We start from the raw sequence: 15,391 nt of genomic DNA on the forward strand, positions 1-15,391 counted from the left end.
TATAATATGGCTTTTTTTACCATAAAAAGTTGTTTGCTATCGAAGTGAAAAAAAGTTGCTAAATAAAAATTCTTATCATGAGTTGTCGAAGAAACTTGACAATTCATATTTTTTAGTATAAGATGTATACAAGATATATACAAGATATATATTATATATATATTACATATATAATTAAGGGAAGGAGGCCAATTATGAGTTTTATGTATGAAGAAACACCATCTTATAATAATTTGAAAGAGAAGGCTTACTATATTATAAAAGATAAAATAATAAATTGTGAGATACCACCAGGGGCTTTTCTGGAAGAGGAGAAACTAAAGGAAGAAATCGGTGCAAGCCGGACTCCAATAAGAGAAGCATTAAATAAATTAGAGCAGGAAGACTTAATTAACATATTACCTAAACGAGGTATTTTTGTTACAGATATTAACATGAAGGATATTGAAAATATTTTTCAGATAAGATTACTTATGGAACCCTATATTATGAAAATTTCATATAAAAATTTAGTTGAGGATGAGCTATTAAAATATAAAGAACTATTTAAAGAATATTTTACTGATCCTAAGGATGATTTATATTATACGGAGCTAGATGCCAGGTTTCATTATTTTCTAGTTAAAGCATCTGATAATAAATATTTAATTAATATGATGCAGCAGATATTTATCCAGAATCACAGGATTAGAGTAATTTCTGCTAAAAAACCAGATAGAATAGAAAATAGTATAAATGAGCACCTGCGCATAATTGATTTTTTATTAGAAGGGGAAATAGATGAAGCTGTTTCCGAAATGGAAGAACATATAAGACAAGCTAGAGAAGTTGCCTTAAGACTGGGAATTAATATTTAGTTTTAAAAGTTTAAAATAAAGAGGTGAAAAGATTGAAAGTAGTGTCAATTGGAAAACCAGAAAAGATAGAATTAATAGATAAAAAAAAGCCTGAACTTAAATCCGGGGAAGCGCTTTTAAAAATTAAATATTGCGGTATTTGTGGTTCAGATATTTCTACTTATATAGGTAACCAGCCTTTTGCCAGTTATCCAAGAATTCCAGGCCATGAATTTTCTGCAGAGATAGTTGGGATAGAAGAAAATGATCTTGGATTAAAAGAGGGAATGATCGTAACAGCCAATCCATACTTTAACTGTGGAGGATGTTATCCCTGTGGTAAGGGTAAAGTGAATTGTTGTGAACATAATGAAACAATGGGTGTGCAAAGAGATGGCTCTTTTCAAGAATATATAACTATGCCGATTGAAAGAATTGTAGCCGGAAAAGGCCTTTCTGCAAAAACACTGGCACTTATTGAACCATTTTCAATCGGATATCATGCTATAAAGCGTGGAAAGGTAAAAGAAAATGATAAGGTTTTAGTAATTGGCTCAGGTCCAATTGGAATTTTTGCTATGTTATCAGCAAAACTGGTGGGGGCTGAGGTAACTATTGCTGACAAATTAGAAAACAGACTAGAATTGGCTCAAGAAATGGGAGTAGATAATATTATTAATGTTGATAAAGTAGATTTATCAGTAGAAGTAAATAGATTAACAAATGAACATGGAATGGATGTTTGTGTTGAAGCAGTTGGTCTGGCAAGTACTTTTTTACAGTGTATTGAAAATAGCTGTTTTGGTGGAAAAATAATTCTGGTAGGTAATGGGAAAACAGAAGTAACATTTAATCATTCAATCCTATTAAAAAAAGAACTGGATGTTTATGGGTCACGTAATAGTCTACATGATTTTAAGCCATTAATTGATACTGTGCTTAAAAATAACTTGGATATTGATAAAATTATTACTCATGTTTTTGATAAAGAAAATGTATTACAGGCATTTAAAGAATTACGTAATAATAATGGAAATATGGCCAAAGTACAGGTTAAGTTTTAGCGTAACATTATAGTTATTAATAGCTATGCTAATTCTATGTATAGTTATTAGAAGATAAATTATTTTTAAAAAGGGAGGGATCAAAATATAAGCTAAAAGTACTTTAAAGCCAAAAATTAAAGGGAGTGAATAATTAATGAAAAGGAAATCTTTAATCTTAACAGTAAGTTTATTTTTGTTATTAACATTTTCATTTGCTGTCAATGCAGCTGCACAGAAGGTTAATTTTAAGTTTGGGCATATATATGCGCCAGACCATCCTTATTCAATCGGTGCTAGAGAATTAGCAAAAAGAGTTAGTGAAAAAACAGATGGTCAATTTATAATTAATGTATTCCCTGCTGGTCAGTTGGGAAGTGAAAAAGATCTGCTTGATTCTGTTTATTCAGGTGCAATTGATATGGCTTATGTAGGACCAGGTGAATTAGGAAAAAGATATTCTCCGGTGTCAGTTTTTGATGCACCCTTTATTTTTGAAGGTTATGAGCACGGTCAAAAGGTAGTAAATGGGGAATTAGGAAAAGAAATTCTAGCAGATATGCAGGAAGAAACAGGTATCAAGGCTTTAGTTAGTGTATATTATGGAGCAAGGAAATTAACAATGAATTCTCCGGTCGAAACACCTGCAGATTTAAACGGAAAGAAAGTACGGGCTCCTGATATGCCTTTGCCACTAGCTACAGTAAGAGGTATGGGAGCTAAGCCTACTCCAATGGCTTTTTCAGAAGTATATTTAGCTTTACAGCAAGGTGTAGTAGATGGTCAGGAAAATCCTATTCCTACTATCTATAGTCAAAAATTTTATGAAGTTCAGGATTATATTATTATGACTAATCATACTGTTTGCTTTACACCAATGATTATTGCTGAATCAACCTTTAATGATTTGCCAGCTGAATATCAAAGGATTTTACAGGAAACTGCTGAAGAGGTAATGAATATAGTAAATGATACTACTTTAAAATATGAAGAAGAAAAACTTACAGAAATGAAAGAGGCAGGAATTAAGGTTATTGAACCAGATCTAGAAGCATTTAAAGAATCTTCTAAAAAAATAGTAAAAGAGTTTGAAGAGCAATGGGGTCAAGGGATTTACGAAAAACTACAGAATGCAAAATAAATTTGTATATTGATTAAGCTAGAATAAGTAAAATGAAGGGGGGAATTCCCCCTTTCATTTTCTTAAATAATTTATTAAATATAAAATAGTTTGAAATATTAAATTGAGAAAGGACAAATATGAAGAACAGTAAAATATCAAAGATGAATTTTTGTCGAGCTTTATCTAAAATAAGTAAACCGCTAGCTGGGGTTTTGAATTTAAGAAAGAATTTCTGCAGGAGGTAAAGTAATGACTAATAGTTTAATGAAAGCTTTGTTCCTAAAAAAACCCTATAAATTAGAACTAAAAAATACTAACATTCCTGTCTTATCACAGGGGGAAGTCTTAATAAAAGTTAATGCTGTTGCTTTATGTGGTACTGATATCCATGCTTATCATGGGAAACAAGGTTTATTTGAATATCCTCGTATTATAGGACATGAAATTTCGGGGGAAATTGTTGAAATAAATGCTAAACAAAAAAAATTAAGGATTGGTGACAGGGTAGCAATTATACCCTACATAAATTGTGGACACTGTATTTCTTGTAATAAAGAAATTTATGGAGCATGTGAAAACCTTAAGGTAGTTGGAGTCCATCAAGCGGGTGGATTAGCAGAATTTATTAAAATCCCGGTAGATAACTTAGTAAAATTACCACAAAATATTGATGATTTAAACGGAGCGTTAGTTGAACCACTTGCTATTAGTACTCATGCGGTTCGCAAAGCAAATCCAAAATCAGATGAAAATATTTTGATTGTTGGGATGGGACCAATAGGTTTAGGCGCAGCTGAAATTGCAAAAACATTTGGGGCCAATGTTATTCTAGCTGATCTTAGTGAAGAAAGAAGAGATTTCGTTAGTAAGAGATTTGATTATAAAAATGTATTAAACCCCTTAGCTGTAGATTATAGAAAACAGCTTGCTGAACTTACTGACGGTAATATGCCTGATACGATTATAGATACTACCGGAAGTAACAAATCAATGGAATCATGTTTTAAATATTTAAGTTATGGTGGAAAAGTAGTTTATGTTGGTATCTATAATGGTGATTTAGTTATTGATGATATTGAATTTCATAAAAGGCAGACTCGACTTTTTGGCAGTAGAGCAGCCAAAAAAACTGACTTTGAATATGTAATTGAATGTATTGGTAAAGGATTAGTTAAACCAGAAAAATTTATAACTGATAAATTGGAATTTGATCAAAATATTGTAAAAAATATTAATTTAGTCATGGATAAAGGGCTAAGTGCTTTTAAAACATTAATAATTTTCAAATAGAATTATGAGGTGAGATATTATGAAATTACTGGAGAAATTCGAGAACTTTATAGTTTTGGTATTTTTAGGAATGATGTTTGTAATTTTACTTTTTCAAATTATATTAAGATATTTTTTTAATCATCCACTTATTTGGAGTGAGGAATTAGCCAGATATTTATTTGTTTGGGTAGCTTTTATTGGCGCCAGTTTTGGTGTTAGAGATTCTTCACACATTAAATTAACAGTTATTTTCAATTTTTTCTCCAAGAAATTAAGAACAGTAATAAGTGGTAGTACAAATATAGTTTGTATTTTATTTTTTATATACTTAATCCCTGACAGTATAAGACTGGCTGCTGACCAGTTTTCTGTTGCTTCATCTGCTATTGGCTTACCAATGGGATTGGTTTTTTTAGCAGTTCCAGTTGGATTTGTTCTAATGTCAATCCGATTGTTAATTGATACCATTGGATTATTTCGTAAAACAACTCAGTAATTTCTATTATTTAGGAGGTAATAAATAATGACTTTGTTATTAATAATCTTAGTTTCATTATTAATGTTAGGAGTTCCTGTATCATTTGCACTTATAATTAGCTCAGTTGCTTATTTGATACAGCATGATATCTCATTATTTATAGCAATTCAAAGAATGACAATGAGTATTGGTGATTCTTTTACTTTAATTTCTGTACCATTTTTTATTTTAGCTGGAGTAATAATGAATACGGGTGGTATAACTGAAAAGATTTTCAATTTTGCTGATAAATTAGTTGGCCATATTACTGGTGGACTTGGTCATGCAAATATTTTGGCTAGTATTATATTTTCCGGTATGTCTGGTACTGCAATAGCAGATGCAGGAGGTTTGGGAGCTATTGAATTAAAGGCTATGAAAGACGCAGGTTATGATGAAGATTTTAGTTTAGCCATTACAGGTGCTTCTTCTATAATTGGTCCGATTATTCCTCCAAGTGTACCCGCAGTTTTATATGCAGTTCTAGCAGGGGCTTCTGTCGGTAAATTATTTATTGCTGGTATAGTACCCGGGATTATCATGGGTTTAATTATGGCAGTGTTTGTTTATTTTAAAAGTAAGAATGAAGATTATCCTATTCACAATCGGGCTCCATTAAAAGAAATGTTTGCCTCATTTAAAGAATCATTTTGGGCATTATTAACACCTGTTATTATAATTGGTGGTCTATTAGGAGGTATCTTTACTCCTACAGAAGCAGCTATTATTGCTGTGGCATATTCATTAGTACTTGGTTTTTGTTATAACAATGTTACCTTAGAAAGAATCCCTGAACTGTTAAAAGAAACAGCCAGCCATACTGTTAGTGTAATGTTAATTGTGGCAGGTGCTTCTATTTTTGGCTGGATTTTGACAATTGAACAGGTTCCACAGTTGATTACAAACTTTTTTCTAACAAATATATCAAGTCAAATTGCAGCTATATTATTAATTAATTTATTATTATTAATTGTAGGGACATTTATGGAAACAATTGCTGCAATTACAATTTTGACACCAATACTTGTACCACTGGCAACAACTTTTGGATTTGATTTAACCCATTTTGGAATAATAATGATCTTAAATCTGATGATTGGCTTATTAACTCCTCCTTTAGGAATGGTTTTATATGTACTTTCATCGGTCTCTAAAGTTCCATTCGAGAAAATTGTTAAAGCCTCTGCACCTTATGTTATAGTATTAGGACTTACTTTATTGTTATTTACCTTTGTTCCTCAAATAGTATTATTTTTACCTAATTTATTATCAATGTAATGTTTAGTTTTTTTCTAACAAACCCCCTTATTTATGGTATTAATTTTAAATAAGGGGGTTTGTTATCCCCCGCATCATTGTGGGTTGAACAATTTTACATGACAGAGGAATAGCTTTATCATAAATATATAGAGAAGGCTATGTACCTATTATACGAACCCTAGGTGTTGTCTATATTAATTTATGAACGAATTGTTAACCTATTGTTACAATAATGTAAAATCAGTCTAGATACTATTGACTATCGTAAAAATATTAAGTATCATATGATTAAAAGCAAATGAGAACATATGCAAATAAAGCGTTATGACAGGGGTGTCAAATTAATTAGTTAAATATAGAAGGGAATAATGATCTTACCTATGGTGGTCTCTTTAAGCGAAGATGCTATAAATGCTGTGCCTGATAAAAGTAGGTCAGCTGCTTATGCCCTGAGCTGCTTATGCCCTGGGTTCTACCAGATTTGAAGTGGCTACCAGGGTTATGGTACCTGCTGCCTTGTCTGGAATTAGTTCCTCCTTTATTCTGGCTATATCCAGGCGATTGGAGAGACAGCACTATTAATTATGATGGGGGCTTTAACCTTTGTTATGTTTACTGAACATCTGATGGATAGTTTTACAGTAATGCCGATACAGATTTTTAACTGGACTTCCTTCTTTAAATAATATTTATTATATTGACAAATAAATATATAAATTACTTGACATAAATAATAAAATAGAATACTATATATGAGTATAAACGAATATAAAGATATCGAAGGGTAGGTGAAAAATTAATATGGATTTAATAGAGGTATTAAAGGCCCTATCTCATGAAAATAGAATACGGATCTTAAATTTACTGAAACAACAGGAACTCTGTGTTTGTGAACTGGAAAATATTATGGATGTAAACCAGTCTAATGCATCGAGGCATTTAAGCAAATTAAAACATGAAGACCTTATAAAAGCTGAACAAAAGGCCCAGTGGGTTTATTATAGTATAAATGAAGATCTATTTAATGAACATAAATTTTTAAAAAACATCCTTGATAGGGAGCTTGATATACTTGATATATGTCAGGAGGATAACCAACGTTTAAAACAATATCAGGAAAGTGGTTTATCCTGTGAGGAGTTAAGTGATTCTGATTTATTTTAAGAAGAAAGGGGTAATCTATAATGACTGAAGACACAAAAAGTAATGATTTAGGTTTTTTTGAGAGATATCTAACCCTCTGGGTTGGAATTTGTATTGTTGTTGGTGTTTTAATTGGAAGACTGTGGCCTGCTTTTCCTGATACATTAAGTCGTTGGGAATATGCCCAGGTCTCAATACCTGTTGCAGTTTTAATCTGGTTTATGATCTACCCGATGATGGTACAGATTGATTTTGGCAGTATTTTAAATGCCGGGAAAAGGCCGAAAGGATTGACAGTAACACTGGTAACAAACTGGTTGATCAAACCCTTTACTATGTATTTCTTTGCCTGGCTGTTTATTAAGGTGATCTTTGCTAACTTTATACCAGAGGTCCTTGGCCAACAATATATAGCCGGTGCTATTTTATTAGGGGCAGCCCCCTGTACTGCTATGGTCTTTGTCTGGAGCTACTTAACCAAAGGTGATCCAGGATATACCCTGGTTCAGGTTGCAGTAAATGATCTTGTTTTAATTTTCGCCTATGCACCAATAGTTATGTTCTTACTGGGACTTAGCGAGCTAACCATTCCCTGGGACACAATTTTACTTTCTGTAGTTTTATATATTGTAATACCTTTACTTGCCGGTTGTCTTTCCCGTAGATATTTAATCAAAAACAGGGGAATATCCTGGTTTGAAAAAGTGTTTTTACAGAAGTTAAGTAATTTTACTATTATAGGCTTACTGTTGACACTGGTTATTCTATTCTCATTTCAGGGGGATGTCATTGTCAACAATCCGTTCCACATTTTGTTGATTGCAATTCCACTGACTATTCAGACCTTCTTTATTTTTGCCATAGCCTACAGCTGGGCTAAGGCCTGGAAGATAGAGCATTCAGTGGCTGCACCTGCCGGAATGATTGGAGCCAGTAACTTTTTTGAACTGGCTGTTGCTACAGCTATTTCAATCTTTGGTTTAAGTTCAGGTGCTGCATTGGCAACAGTTGTAGGAGTACTGGTAGAGGTTCCGGTAATGCTGGCACTGGTAAGAATAGCAAATCGTACACGGCACTGGTTTTACGCTAAAAGTAAAAGCAATTAGCATTAGGAGAATAATTATGGATTTTGAAATAGAAAAAAAGCCTATCAATATATTCTTGAAAATGGTGGAGAGGTTTATATCTATACTAATTCTATCAGGGGTTGTTGCGGTGGGCAGACTGCAGTAGATATGGAAGCGCAGGTAGAACTGGGGACACTGGCTTCTGCTGATATTGATGAATATGAAAAAGAGAATTATAAGCAAATAACAGTCTACACAAATAAAAATATTTCTAATGAGATGCTAGCGGGAAAAAATATTGTTTTAAAAAAGGCTTTAGGTATCTTTAAAAAGCTTATTCTCCAGGGCTAAATTTAGTTTGCTAACACTCGATAAATTATTATTTCATGAAAATTTAAATTTAGTAATAAACATTTAAAATAAAAATCAAAGGAGAGGTCAAGTAATGAAATATAAAGTAGCTTTTGTATGTATAGGCAATTCATGTCGTAGTCAGATAGCAGAGGGATTTGCTAAAGAATATGGTAATGACCTTTTTGAGGTTTATAGTGCAGGAACTAATCCAGCTGATCGGGTAAAACCAAATGCTGTAAAAGCAATGGAAGAGGTTGGAATTGATATTAGTGATCAATATCCAAAATTACTGGAAGATATTCCTGCTGAACTGGATATCCTGATAACTATGGGTTGTGGGGTGGAATGTCCTTATATACCATGCAAAATGAGAGAAGACTGGGGACTTGATGACCCAGTTGGTAAACCAATTGAGGTATTCAGGGAAACCAGGTCTACTATTGAAGAGAAAGTAAAGAAATTGATCGAAAAGGTTAGAGAAGGCGATATATAGAGAGAAAAAAGCAGTAGGGAAGAATATTATTGCTTGGTAGTACCTGTTTAAAAAAAATAACAAAATACAAATACTATTAGAAAGGTTAAGAGTAGCTTTCAAGAACTTTTACTGTTACCAGTATATTTGCTTTCATTCACTGGGCAGTAAGGAAATATTGATGTATATACATTATTTAAAAGTATTGCATTAGTTCTTATTGTTCCACTTTTGCTTGCATAGGCTTATAAGATATAAAGGAGAAGAATGGATTAAAAAATTTTTATGAAAGAGATAGATAAATAACAGGAGTCAGTTTAAAAAACAAATTCGAACTGACTCCTTTTGTAAGTAAAAATGGATAATAAATCTATTGCCTTCTGAAGAGAAATCAAGAAAAAATATTCCTTGACAACTATATTCCAATATAGTAATATAATAATAAAGGGATATAAATCCCCCTTATAAAATATCCTTAAGAAAGAGGTGATGACAATCAAAAAGAAATTATATGAAGCAAGAACAAAAGTTGCTAAAGCCCTTGCCCATGAAACCAGGCTTGAGATAGTTGATATCTTGAAGGAAAAAGAAGCACAGTGTGTCTGTGAACTTACTGAAATTCTGGGAGTTAGTCAGTCATCTGTTTCAAAACATCTAGGTATTTTAAAAAATGCAGGAATTGTGGATTTCCGGAAAGAGGGCTTAAATGTCTGCTATTATCTACGGACACCCTGTGTTGCAAATTTTTTTACCTGTCTGGATCGGATTATTGAAGAAGATTTTAAAAAAATGAAAGAACAACTTGATTTCATAGAAGGGTAAATTAATAGAAAGAAGTATGAGCTTAATATTTCTGGATTTTTTACTGATTTAATTTATAGTGCATAAGTTTAAATAATTACTAAATTGGGGGTTAGTTTTATGTCTAAAAGCAAAAAGTTTCTTTTATATCTGGCTGCTTTCCTGGGAGCATTTTATATTCCATTTTCTAATCCAACAATTAAAAATGCAATACTAGAATCTTTTCTCATGCTGCAGGAATATGCCCGGGAACATGTTATTTTATGCCTGGTACCGGCTTTTTTTATTGCTGGAGCTATCGCTAATTTTATCTCACAACAATCAGTAATTAAATATTTTGGTGGTCAGGCTAAAAAATGGATCTCCTATTCTGTTGCATCTGTTTCTGGTACCATACTGGCAGTCTGTTCCTGTACTGTATTACCTCTTTTTGCAGGTATTTATAAGAGGGGAGCAGGGATAGGTCCGGCAATTGCTTTTCTATATTCTGGTCCTGCTATCAATGTTCTGGCAATTATTCTTACAGCTCGTATTCTGGGTTGGCAGCTAGGTCTGGCCCGAGCTGTGGGGGCTGTTATCTTTGCTTTGATAATTGGCTTGCTGATGGCAGTAATCTTTAGAAAAGATGATCAGGAACGTCTGGCTGGTACAATGATGAATAATTCAGTTGATGAAGAAGAAAATAGGAGTGGATTACAGAATATTTTTTACTTCCTATCAATGGTCTTAATACTGGTTTTTGCTAACTGGATCAGACCAGCAGATATGACCGGAATGTGGGCTGCAATCTATAAGCTTAAGTGGCCTGTAACAGTTATTTTGTTAATTTTCTTAGCCCTAATGCTTATTAAGTGGTTTAAGAAAGAGGAATTAAGTGAATGGCTTGAATCAACCTGGGGCTTTGCGGAACAGATATTACCACTTTTGTTTGCTGGTGTCTTAGTAGCAGGCTTCCTAATGGGTAGACCTGATACTAATGCTGGAATTATCCCTGCAGAATGGGTATCAAGATTTGTTGGCGGTAATTCTCTACTGGCCAATTTTACAGCATCTATATTGGGGGCTTTTATGTATTTTGCAACATTGACAGAGGTTCCTATTTTACAGGGATTAATAGGTCTGGGAATGGGTAAAGGACCAGCACTGGCTTTATTACTGGCTGGCCCGGCTTTGAGTTTGCCCAATATGCTGGTTATACGTAGTGTAATAGGTACAAAAAAGACGGTGGTTTTTGTCTCACTGGTAGTAGCCATGGCTACTATAACAGGGTTAATCTATGGAGTTATTGCTTAATACCTTAATAGATTTAATTGCTATAGGTAACTTTGATTTATGCTCATAAAATAATAAAAGAATGTACAGTAAGAATTTAGGTTTTATGAATTACTCATTCTAATAATAAAAAAGGAGAGTGTTTTGTAATGAAAAAAATCGAGATACTGGGGACTGGTTGTCCAAAGTGTCAGAAGACAACCGAAATCATTGAAAAAGAGATTAAAGAAGCTGGTGTTGAAGCTGAAGTGATAAAAGTGCAGGAGTTAGATGAAATTGTTAATCGTGGTGTGATGATGACACCAGCTGTAATGGTTGATGGAGTATTAAAATGTGAAGGGAAGATACCTGGTTCTAAAGAGATCAAATCCTGGTTTGCTTAGTATAGTTTAACCATATTATATAATTAGCCTACTCATCTAATTGATAATTAATATGGATGAGTAGGCTAATTCATGAAAACCTTACAGATATAAGTCTATTTTATTTAATATGCTAAAGAAAATTTTTAAAATTATCTATGGATCTATATTGTGCTTTTCCAGAAGGATGAAAGTCGTAAATCGACAAAACAATATCATTAACAAATACAGCATTTCAGTTACAGCGTTTACCAGGTCCCCAAAGGGGATAGTGTTTCCCTGCCGTGACGAAATCCCAAATCACGTAGAGGTGATAGCTTTGAATAAGAAAAAATTGATTGTTATAATAATTTTAATATTAATTTTTTCACATCTTTTAAATGGATGTAATAATGATCAAATAGCTAATTGGGGTCAGAAATATGGATATAATTTTGGTGAAGTATATCAGATAAAAATTGAAAATTATGGATTCCCTTATATTGAAGGTTATATAAATGGACAGAAAATCTCACTTTTAATAGATACAGGAAATTTAGTTGGAACAATGATTTCGCAAAAAGAAGCAAAAAAGATAAATTTAAAACAAATGGATAAATGGATATTACAGGATTCATCTGGTAATATCGTAGGAGAATATAATATTTATAAAGTAAAGGAGTTAAAACTTTTTGATACCACTTTTGAAAATAAAAAAATTTATATGATGAAAGATAATATGTTTGACGGAAGTATAGGTATTGATAGTTTATTTGATAAGAGTAGAATTACATTTGATTATGAACAAGAGTTTTTAGGAATTTCCAATACCACAAGTTCGTTTTCAAAAAAAGATTTGGGCATTCCTTTAATTTGGAATGATAGATATAAAGGAATGTTAGTTGTCGAGGGATATATTAATGGATTTAAAACATTAATACAGATTGATACAGGAAAAAGTAGAAGTTGTGTAGATGAAAAATTAATAAAAAATTTAAAATTACCTTCTAGTCAAGATGGATATGAACTAAATAATGTGGAGATTGGTCCATATAATTTTAAAATAAAAAATGCTAAAAAAACAAGTTTTTCAGGGATAAGTAAAGGTTATCCAAAACCAATTATGCTTGGACTTGGTTCAGATATATTATCAGAAATAGTTTTCACTATTGACTATTCAAACAAAAGAATTATTATTAATAAATAGGGGACTTCGGCTAACAACATGAGGTTTGCGATGCTGTTATTGTTGCACTCAAATTCATATTGGATTTATCATATGGACGAGAAAAAAGTAAAAAATAATAGTAAATATGAAAAAGGTATTTATGGATGGATTAATAGCAAAAACACTTTGTCTAAAGTAATATTAACATATCTAGTTGAGATAACTTTTATAATTGTATATACAGATGTAGGATATAAATATACTGATACTAGTTGAAATGGAAAAAAGTCCTATAATTTAATAGGACTTCAAATATTTTTGTTATAATCTTGACCCTGAAATTATTAAAATTGGATTACATTCTATAATATTTGTGTGATATCTATTTGGCAAAAATTACTATTATATCAGTACTTAATGGGGTTTCTTAATACCCTTAAAAACAGTGGTGCCGAGGGCGGGATTTGAACCCGCACGGTCTATTAGACCACTAGCCCCTCAAGCTAGCGCGTCTGCCAGTTCCGCCACCTCGGCCCAATTAAGATATGACGATATATATTATAACATATATATTTTATCTGTCAACTAAAAATAGAAACTTTTTTATTGATTTATAGGCAGAATTGCTTTATATAAATTATATGTCTCTATTCAGTCTAGTATCATTCCTTCATTATTTCGTACTACCTTTAAATCCTTCCATTTACCAGATAGAAAACGCCAAACGATTAATCCAGCCCTGACAATTACATCTACCCCCATAGCCAGCCAGAAACCATTTAAACCTAGTTTAAAATAAAAGGCAAAGATAAGGCTGAATATTAATCTGACCCCCCAGTTCCCGATAATGGTAAAGTACATAACCCATTTAGTATCTCCAGCACCTCTCAAGGCCCCTGCCAGGACCATAAAAAGGCCGAAAAGAGGCTGAAAAAACAGGAATATCCTCAGGGCTGATGTAGCCATCTTAATAACACCAGGTTCATCTGTATATAAGTGGATAATAGGTTGAATCCAGATAAACATGGCTATTGAAGCCAGAGCCATTAATATTACAGTTAGATAGGCAGATTGTTTACCATATTTCTCAGCTAAGTCCTTTTTTTCAGCTCCCAGGCTCTGTCCGATTAAGGTAGTTGCTGCCATTCCAAATCCAAAGCCAGGCATAAAAGAAAGGGTAGTGACATTCATTGCTACTGCATTAGCAGCAATAGTCATAGTACCTAAACCAGCTACCAGTGCTGTGTAAATAATTTGACTGCTCTGTCTGGCAAATTGTTCAATAGCGGCCGGGATACCGATTTTTAAGATGTTTTTGATTGTCTCCCAATCAAATTTCCAGCTCAGCTGTTTCCAATCTAATCTGATATCTATATCACCTCTGATGAGAACTATTAGCCCTATAATGAAACCAACTAGTCTACCTATTCCTGTTCCCAGAGCAGCCCCTGTTACACCCAAGGCAGGGAAGAAGCCGATACCAAAGATTAGCAGGTAGTTAAGCAGGACATTGATAATATTGGTAATAAACATAATAAAGAGGGGTGTTTTCATATCACCTATTCCCTGAAGTATTGCGTTAATTACCATCATTGGCAGGCCGAAAATCATAGATGCTAGAACAATCTTTAAATAAACACTTCCTTCATTAATAATAAATTGATCTGCTTCCTCCATTAAGACCATCATTAGTTTTAATATTTCTTCTGAAAAAAGAGAACCTAGAAAAGCCAATATTAAGGCTGCCAGAAAACCACTCATTAAAGACTGCCACATAATGTGATTTGCTTCTTCTTTATTACCAGCCCCAACATAATGGGCAACCATAGCGGTGGCCCCTATAGTAAGTGACATTAAAGAACCGATGAGAACAAAAACAATTCTATTACCAATGTCTACAGAGGCAATAGCAGCTGCACCTAACTGTCCGATCATAATAACATCTACTACCCCGACAATACTCTGCAAAAATAACCTTAAGATTGCAGGCCAGGCCAGACTTAATATATTTCTGCGCATTTGTTTAGGACTTGTATCAATAGTTAGTTCTGACATTTTATCTCTCCTCAAAAAATAATGTGTGTACTATAAATTTATTAGGTTATTTAAAAGATTTTCTAATAAACAAATTGCCTGTTTCTGCTCATCTGTATCTATTTCGTTTAGTGCTTTTTGAAAAAATAACTGTCTTTCATTAAGCAGTTTTTGCAGCTGTATTTTGCCCTGCTGGGTGGTTTTTAATAGGACTATCCGTCTATCTTTTTTATCCCTGCATCTATCAACAAAGCCTTCTTCTACTAAATGATCAACAGTGACTGTGAGGGTACTATTAGCTGCCATTAATTTTTTATTTAATTGGCTCATATTTACTGGTTCTAATTTAGAAATAACCCATAGTGTATGAAACCGGGGGAAGGTTAAACTGTATTTACTTAATTTTGTTTTAGTATATTTATTAAGATGTGTATTAATTCCCCTTAACAGGTTATCTAGCTTTACTGTCTCTTCCTTTAATTCCATATTTAGATCACTCCTCTTCATATAATATTTTTATTATATGTTATTTCGATAATAAAAATATTATATAATAAAAATAGATTTCTGACAAAATTTTTATGATGAAAATAATAACAGTAACCAGGTAGAAAGGATTATATTTGCAGAATTAATTTTTATAAAAGCAGGAATTTTTATTATTTTATAGAATAATAAAGTTAGGATA

17 protein-coding genes and 1 tRNA gene are annotated in these 15,391 nt (G+C 32.7%); 15 read left to right on the top strand and 3 right to left on the bottom strand.

Annotated elements, in window-relative coordinates; genetic code table 11:
* Positions 1-194 precede the first annotated feature (194 nt).
* The 15 genes from D7D81_RS07485 to D7D81_RS19445 all read left to right on the top strand — a co-directional run bounded on the left by D7D81_RS07485 (position 195) and on the right by D7D81_RS19445 (position 12,945).
* Positions 195-857 carry a GntR family transcriptional regulator gene (locus D7D81_RS07485; RefSeq protein ID WP_164522144.1) on the top strand — a complete coding sequence of 221 codons (663 nt, stop codon included), beginning with the start codon at positions 195-197 and terminating at the stop codon, positions 855-857.
* Between the two features lie 41 nt (positions 858-898).
* The gene (locus D7D81_RS07490; protein WP_286170388.1) at positions 899-1,900 is read left to right on the top strand and encodes a zinc-binding alcohol dehydrogenase family protein; all 1,002 of its coding nucleotides are present in this window, start codon (positions 899-901) and stop codon (positions 1,898-1,900) included.
* A 136-nt stretch (positions 1,901-2,036) separates the two neighbouring features.
* On the top strand, positions 2,037-3,020 hold the full coding sequence (locus D7D81_RS07495; protein ID WP_125988776.1) for a sialic acid TRAP transporter substrate-binding protein SiaP: 984 nt from the start codon (positions 2,037-2,039) through the stop codon (positions 3,018-3,020).
* A 231-nt stretch (positions 3,021-3,251) separates the two neighbouring features.
* Positions 3,252-4,292, top strand: a complete 1,041-nt coding sequence (locus D7D81_RS07500) for a zinc-binding alcohol dehydrogenase family protein (protein WP_125988778.1) — start codon at positions 3,252-3,254, stop codon at positions 4,290-4,292.
* A 19-nt stretch (positions 4,293-4,311) separates the two neighbouring features.
* The gene (locus D7D81_RS07505) at positions 4,312-4,770 is read left to right on the top strand and encodes a TRAP transporter small permease (RefSeq protein WP_125988780.1); all 459 of its coding nucleotides are present in this window, start codon (positions 4,312-4,314) and stop codon (positions 4,768-4,770) included.
* A gap of 27 nt (positions 4,771-4,797) precedes the next feature.
* Positions 4,798-6,069 carry a TRAP transporter large permease gene (locus D7D81_RS07510; protein WP_125988782.1) on the top strand — a complete coding sequence of 424 codons (1,272 nt, stop codon included), beginning with the start codon at positions 4,798-4,800 and terminating at the stop codon, positions 6,067-6,069.
* Positions 6,070-6,852: 783 nt separating this feature from the next.
* Positions 6,853-7,215, top strand: a complete 363-nt coding sequence (locus tag D7D81_RS07520) for an ArsR/SmtB family transcription factor (protein WP_125988784.1) — start codon at positions 6,853-6,855, stop codon at positions 7,213-7,215.
* A gap of 20 nt (positions 7,216-7,235) precedes the next feature.
* Positions 7,236-8,300, top strand: coding sequence for an ACR3 family arsenite efflux transporter (arsB, locus tag D7D81_RS07525; RefSeq protein ID WP_125988786.1), 1,065 nt, complete (start codon positions 7,236-7,238; stop codon positions 8,298-8,300).
* A gap of 93 nt (positions 8,301-8,393) precedes the next feature.
* Positions 8,394-8,612, top strand: coding sequence for a hypothetical protein (locus D7D81_RS07530; protein ID WP_286170389.1), 219 nt, complete (start codon positions 8,394-8,396; stop codon positions 8,610-8,612).
* Positions 8,613-8,706: 94 nt separating this feature from the next.
* Positions 8,707-9,108: an arsenate reductase ArsC gene (locus D7D81_RS07535; RefSeq protein ID WP_125988790.1), complete on the top strand. Its 402-nt coding sequence runs from the start codon at positions 8,707-8,709 to the stop codon at positions 9,106-9,108.
* Positions 9,109-9,576: 468 nt separating this feature from the next.
* Positions 9,577-9,909 carry an ArsR/SmtB family transcription factor gene (locus tag D7D81_RS07540; RefSeq protein ID WP_125991999.1) on the top strand — a complete coding sequence of 111 codons (333 nt, stop codon included), beginning with the start codon at positions 9,577-9,579 and terminating at the stop codon, positions 9,907-9,909.
* Positions 9,910-10,008: 99 nt separating this feature from the next.
* Positions 10,009-11,181 (top strand): permease, encoded by a 1,173-nt coding sequence (locus tag D7D81_RS07545; protein ID WP_125988792.1) that lies wholly within the window; start codon positions 10,009-10,011, stop codon positions 11,179-11,181.
* A 128-nt stretch (positions 11,182-11,309) separates the two neighbouring features.
* Positions 11,310-11,543, top strand: coding sequence for a thioredoxin family protein (locus D7D81_RS07550; RefSeq protein ID WP_125988795.1), 234 nt, complete (start codon positions 11,310-11,312; stop codon positions 11,541-11,543).
* A gap of 298 nt (positions 11,544-11,841) precedes the next feature.
* Positions 11,842-12,708, top strand: a complete 867-nt coding sequence (locus tag D7D81_RS07555; protein WP_164522145.1) for a retropepsin-like aspartic protease — start codon at positions 11,842-11,844, stop codon at positions 12,706-12,708.
* Positions 12,709-12,780: 72 nt separating this feature from the next.
* Positions 12,781-12,945, top strand: coding sequence for a hypothetical protein (locus D7D81_RS19445; protein WP_164522146.1), 165 nt, complete (start codon positions 12,781-12,783; stop codon positions 12,943-12,945).
* A 170-nt stretch (positions 12,946-13,115) separates the two neighbouring features.
* Here the strand turns inward: D7D81_RS19445 and D7D81_RS07560 are convergent.
* The 3 genes from D7D81_RS07560 to D7D81_RS07570 form a co-directional block, all read right to left on the bottom strand.
* Positions 13,116-13,203 (bottom strand) — tRNA-Leu (locus D7D81_RS07560).
* A gap of 117 nt (positions 13,204-13,320) precedes the next feature.
* Positions 13,321-14,724: an MATE family efflux transporter gene (locus tag D7D81_RS07565; RefSeq protein WP_125988799.1), complete on the bottom strand. Its 1,404-nt coding sequence runs from the start codon at positions 14,722-14,724 to the stop codon at positions 13,321-13,323.
* Between the two features lie 30 nt (positions 14,725-14,754).
* Positions 14,755-15,189: a MarR family winged helix-turn-helix transcriptional regulator gene (locus D7D81_RS07570; RefSeq protein ID WP_164522147.1), complete on the bottom strand. Its 435-nt coding sequence runs from the start codon at positions 15,187-15,189 to the stop codon at positions 14,755-14,757.
* Between the last annotated feature and the right edge of the window lie 202 nt (positions 15,190-15,391).

The sequence above is a fragment of the Halocella sp. SP3-1 genome (assembly GCF_003953885.1).
GTDB classification, from domain to species: domain Bacteria; phylum Bacillota; class Halanaerobiia; order Halanaerobiales; family DTU029; genus Iocasia; species Iocasia fonsfrigidae.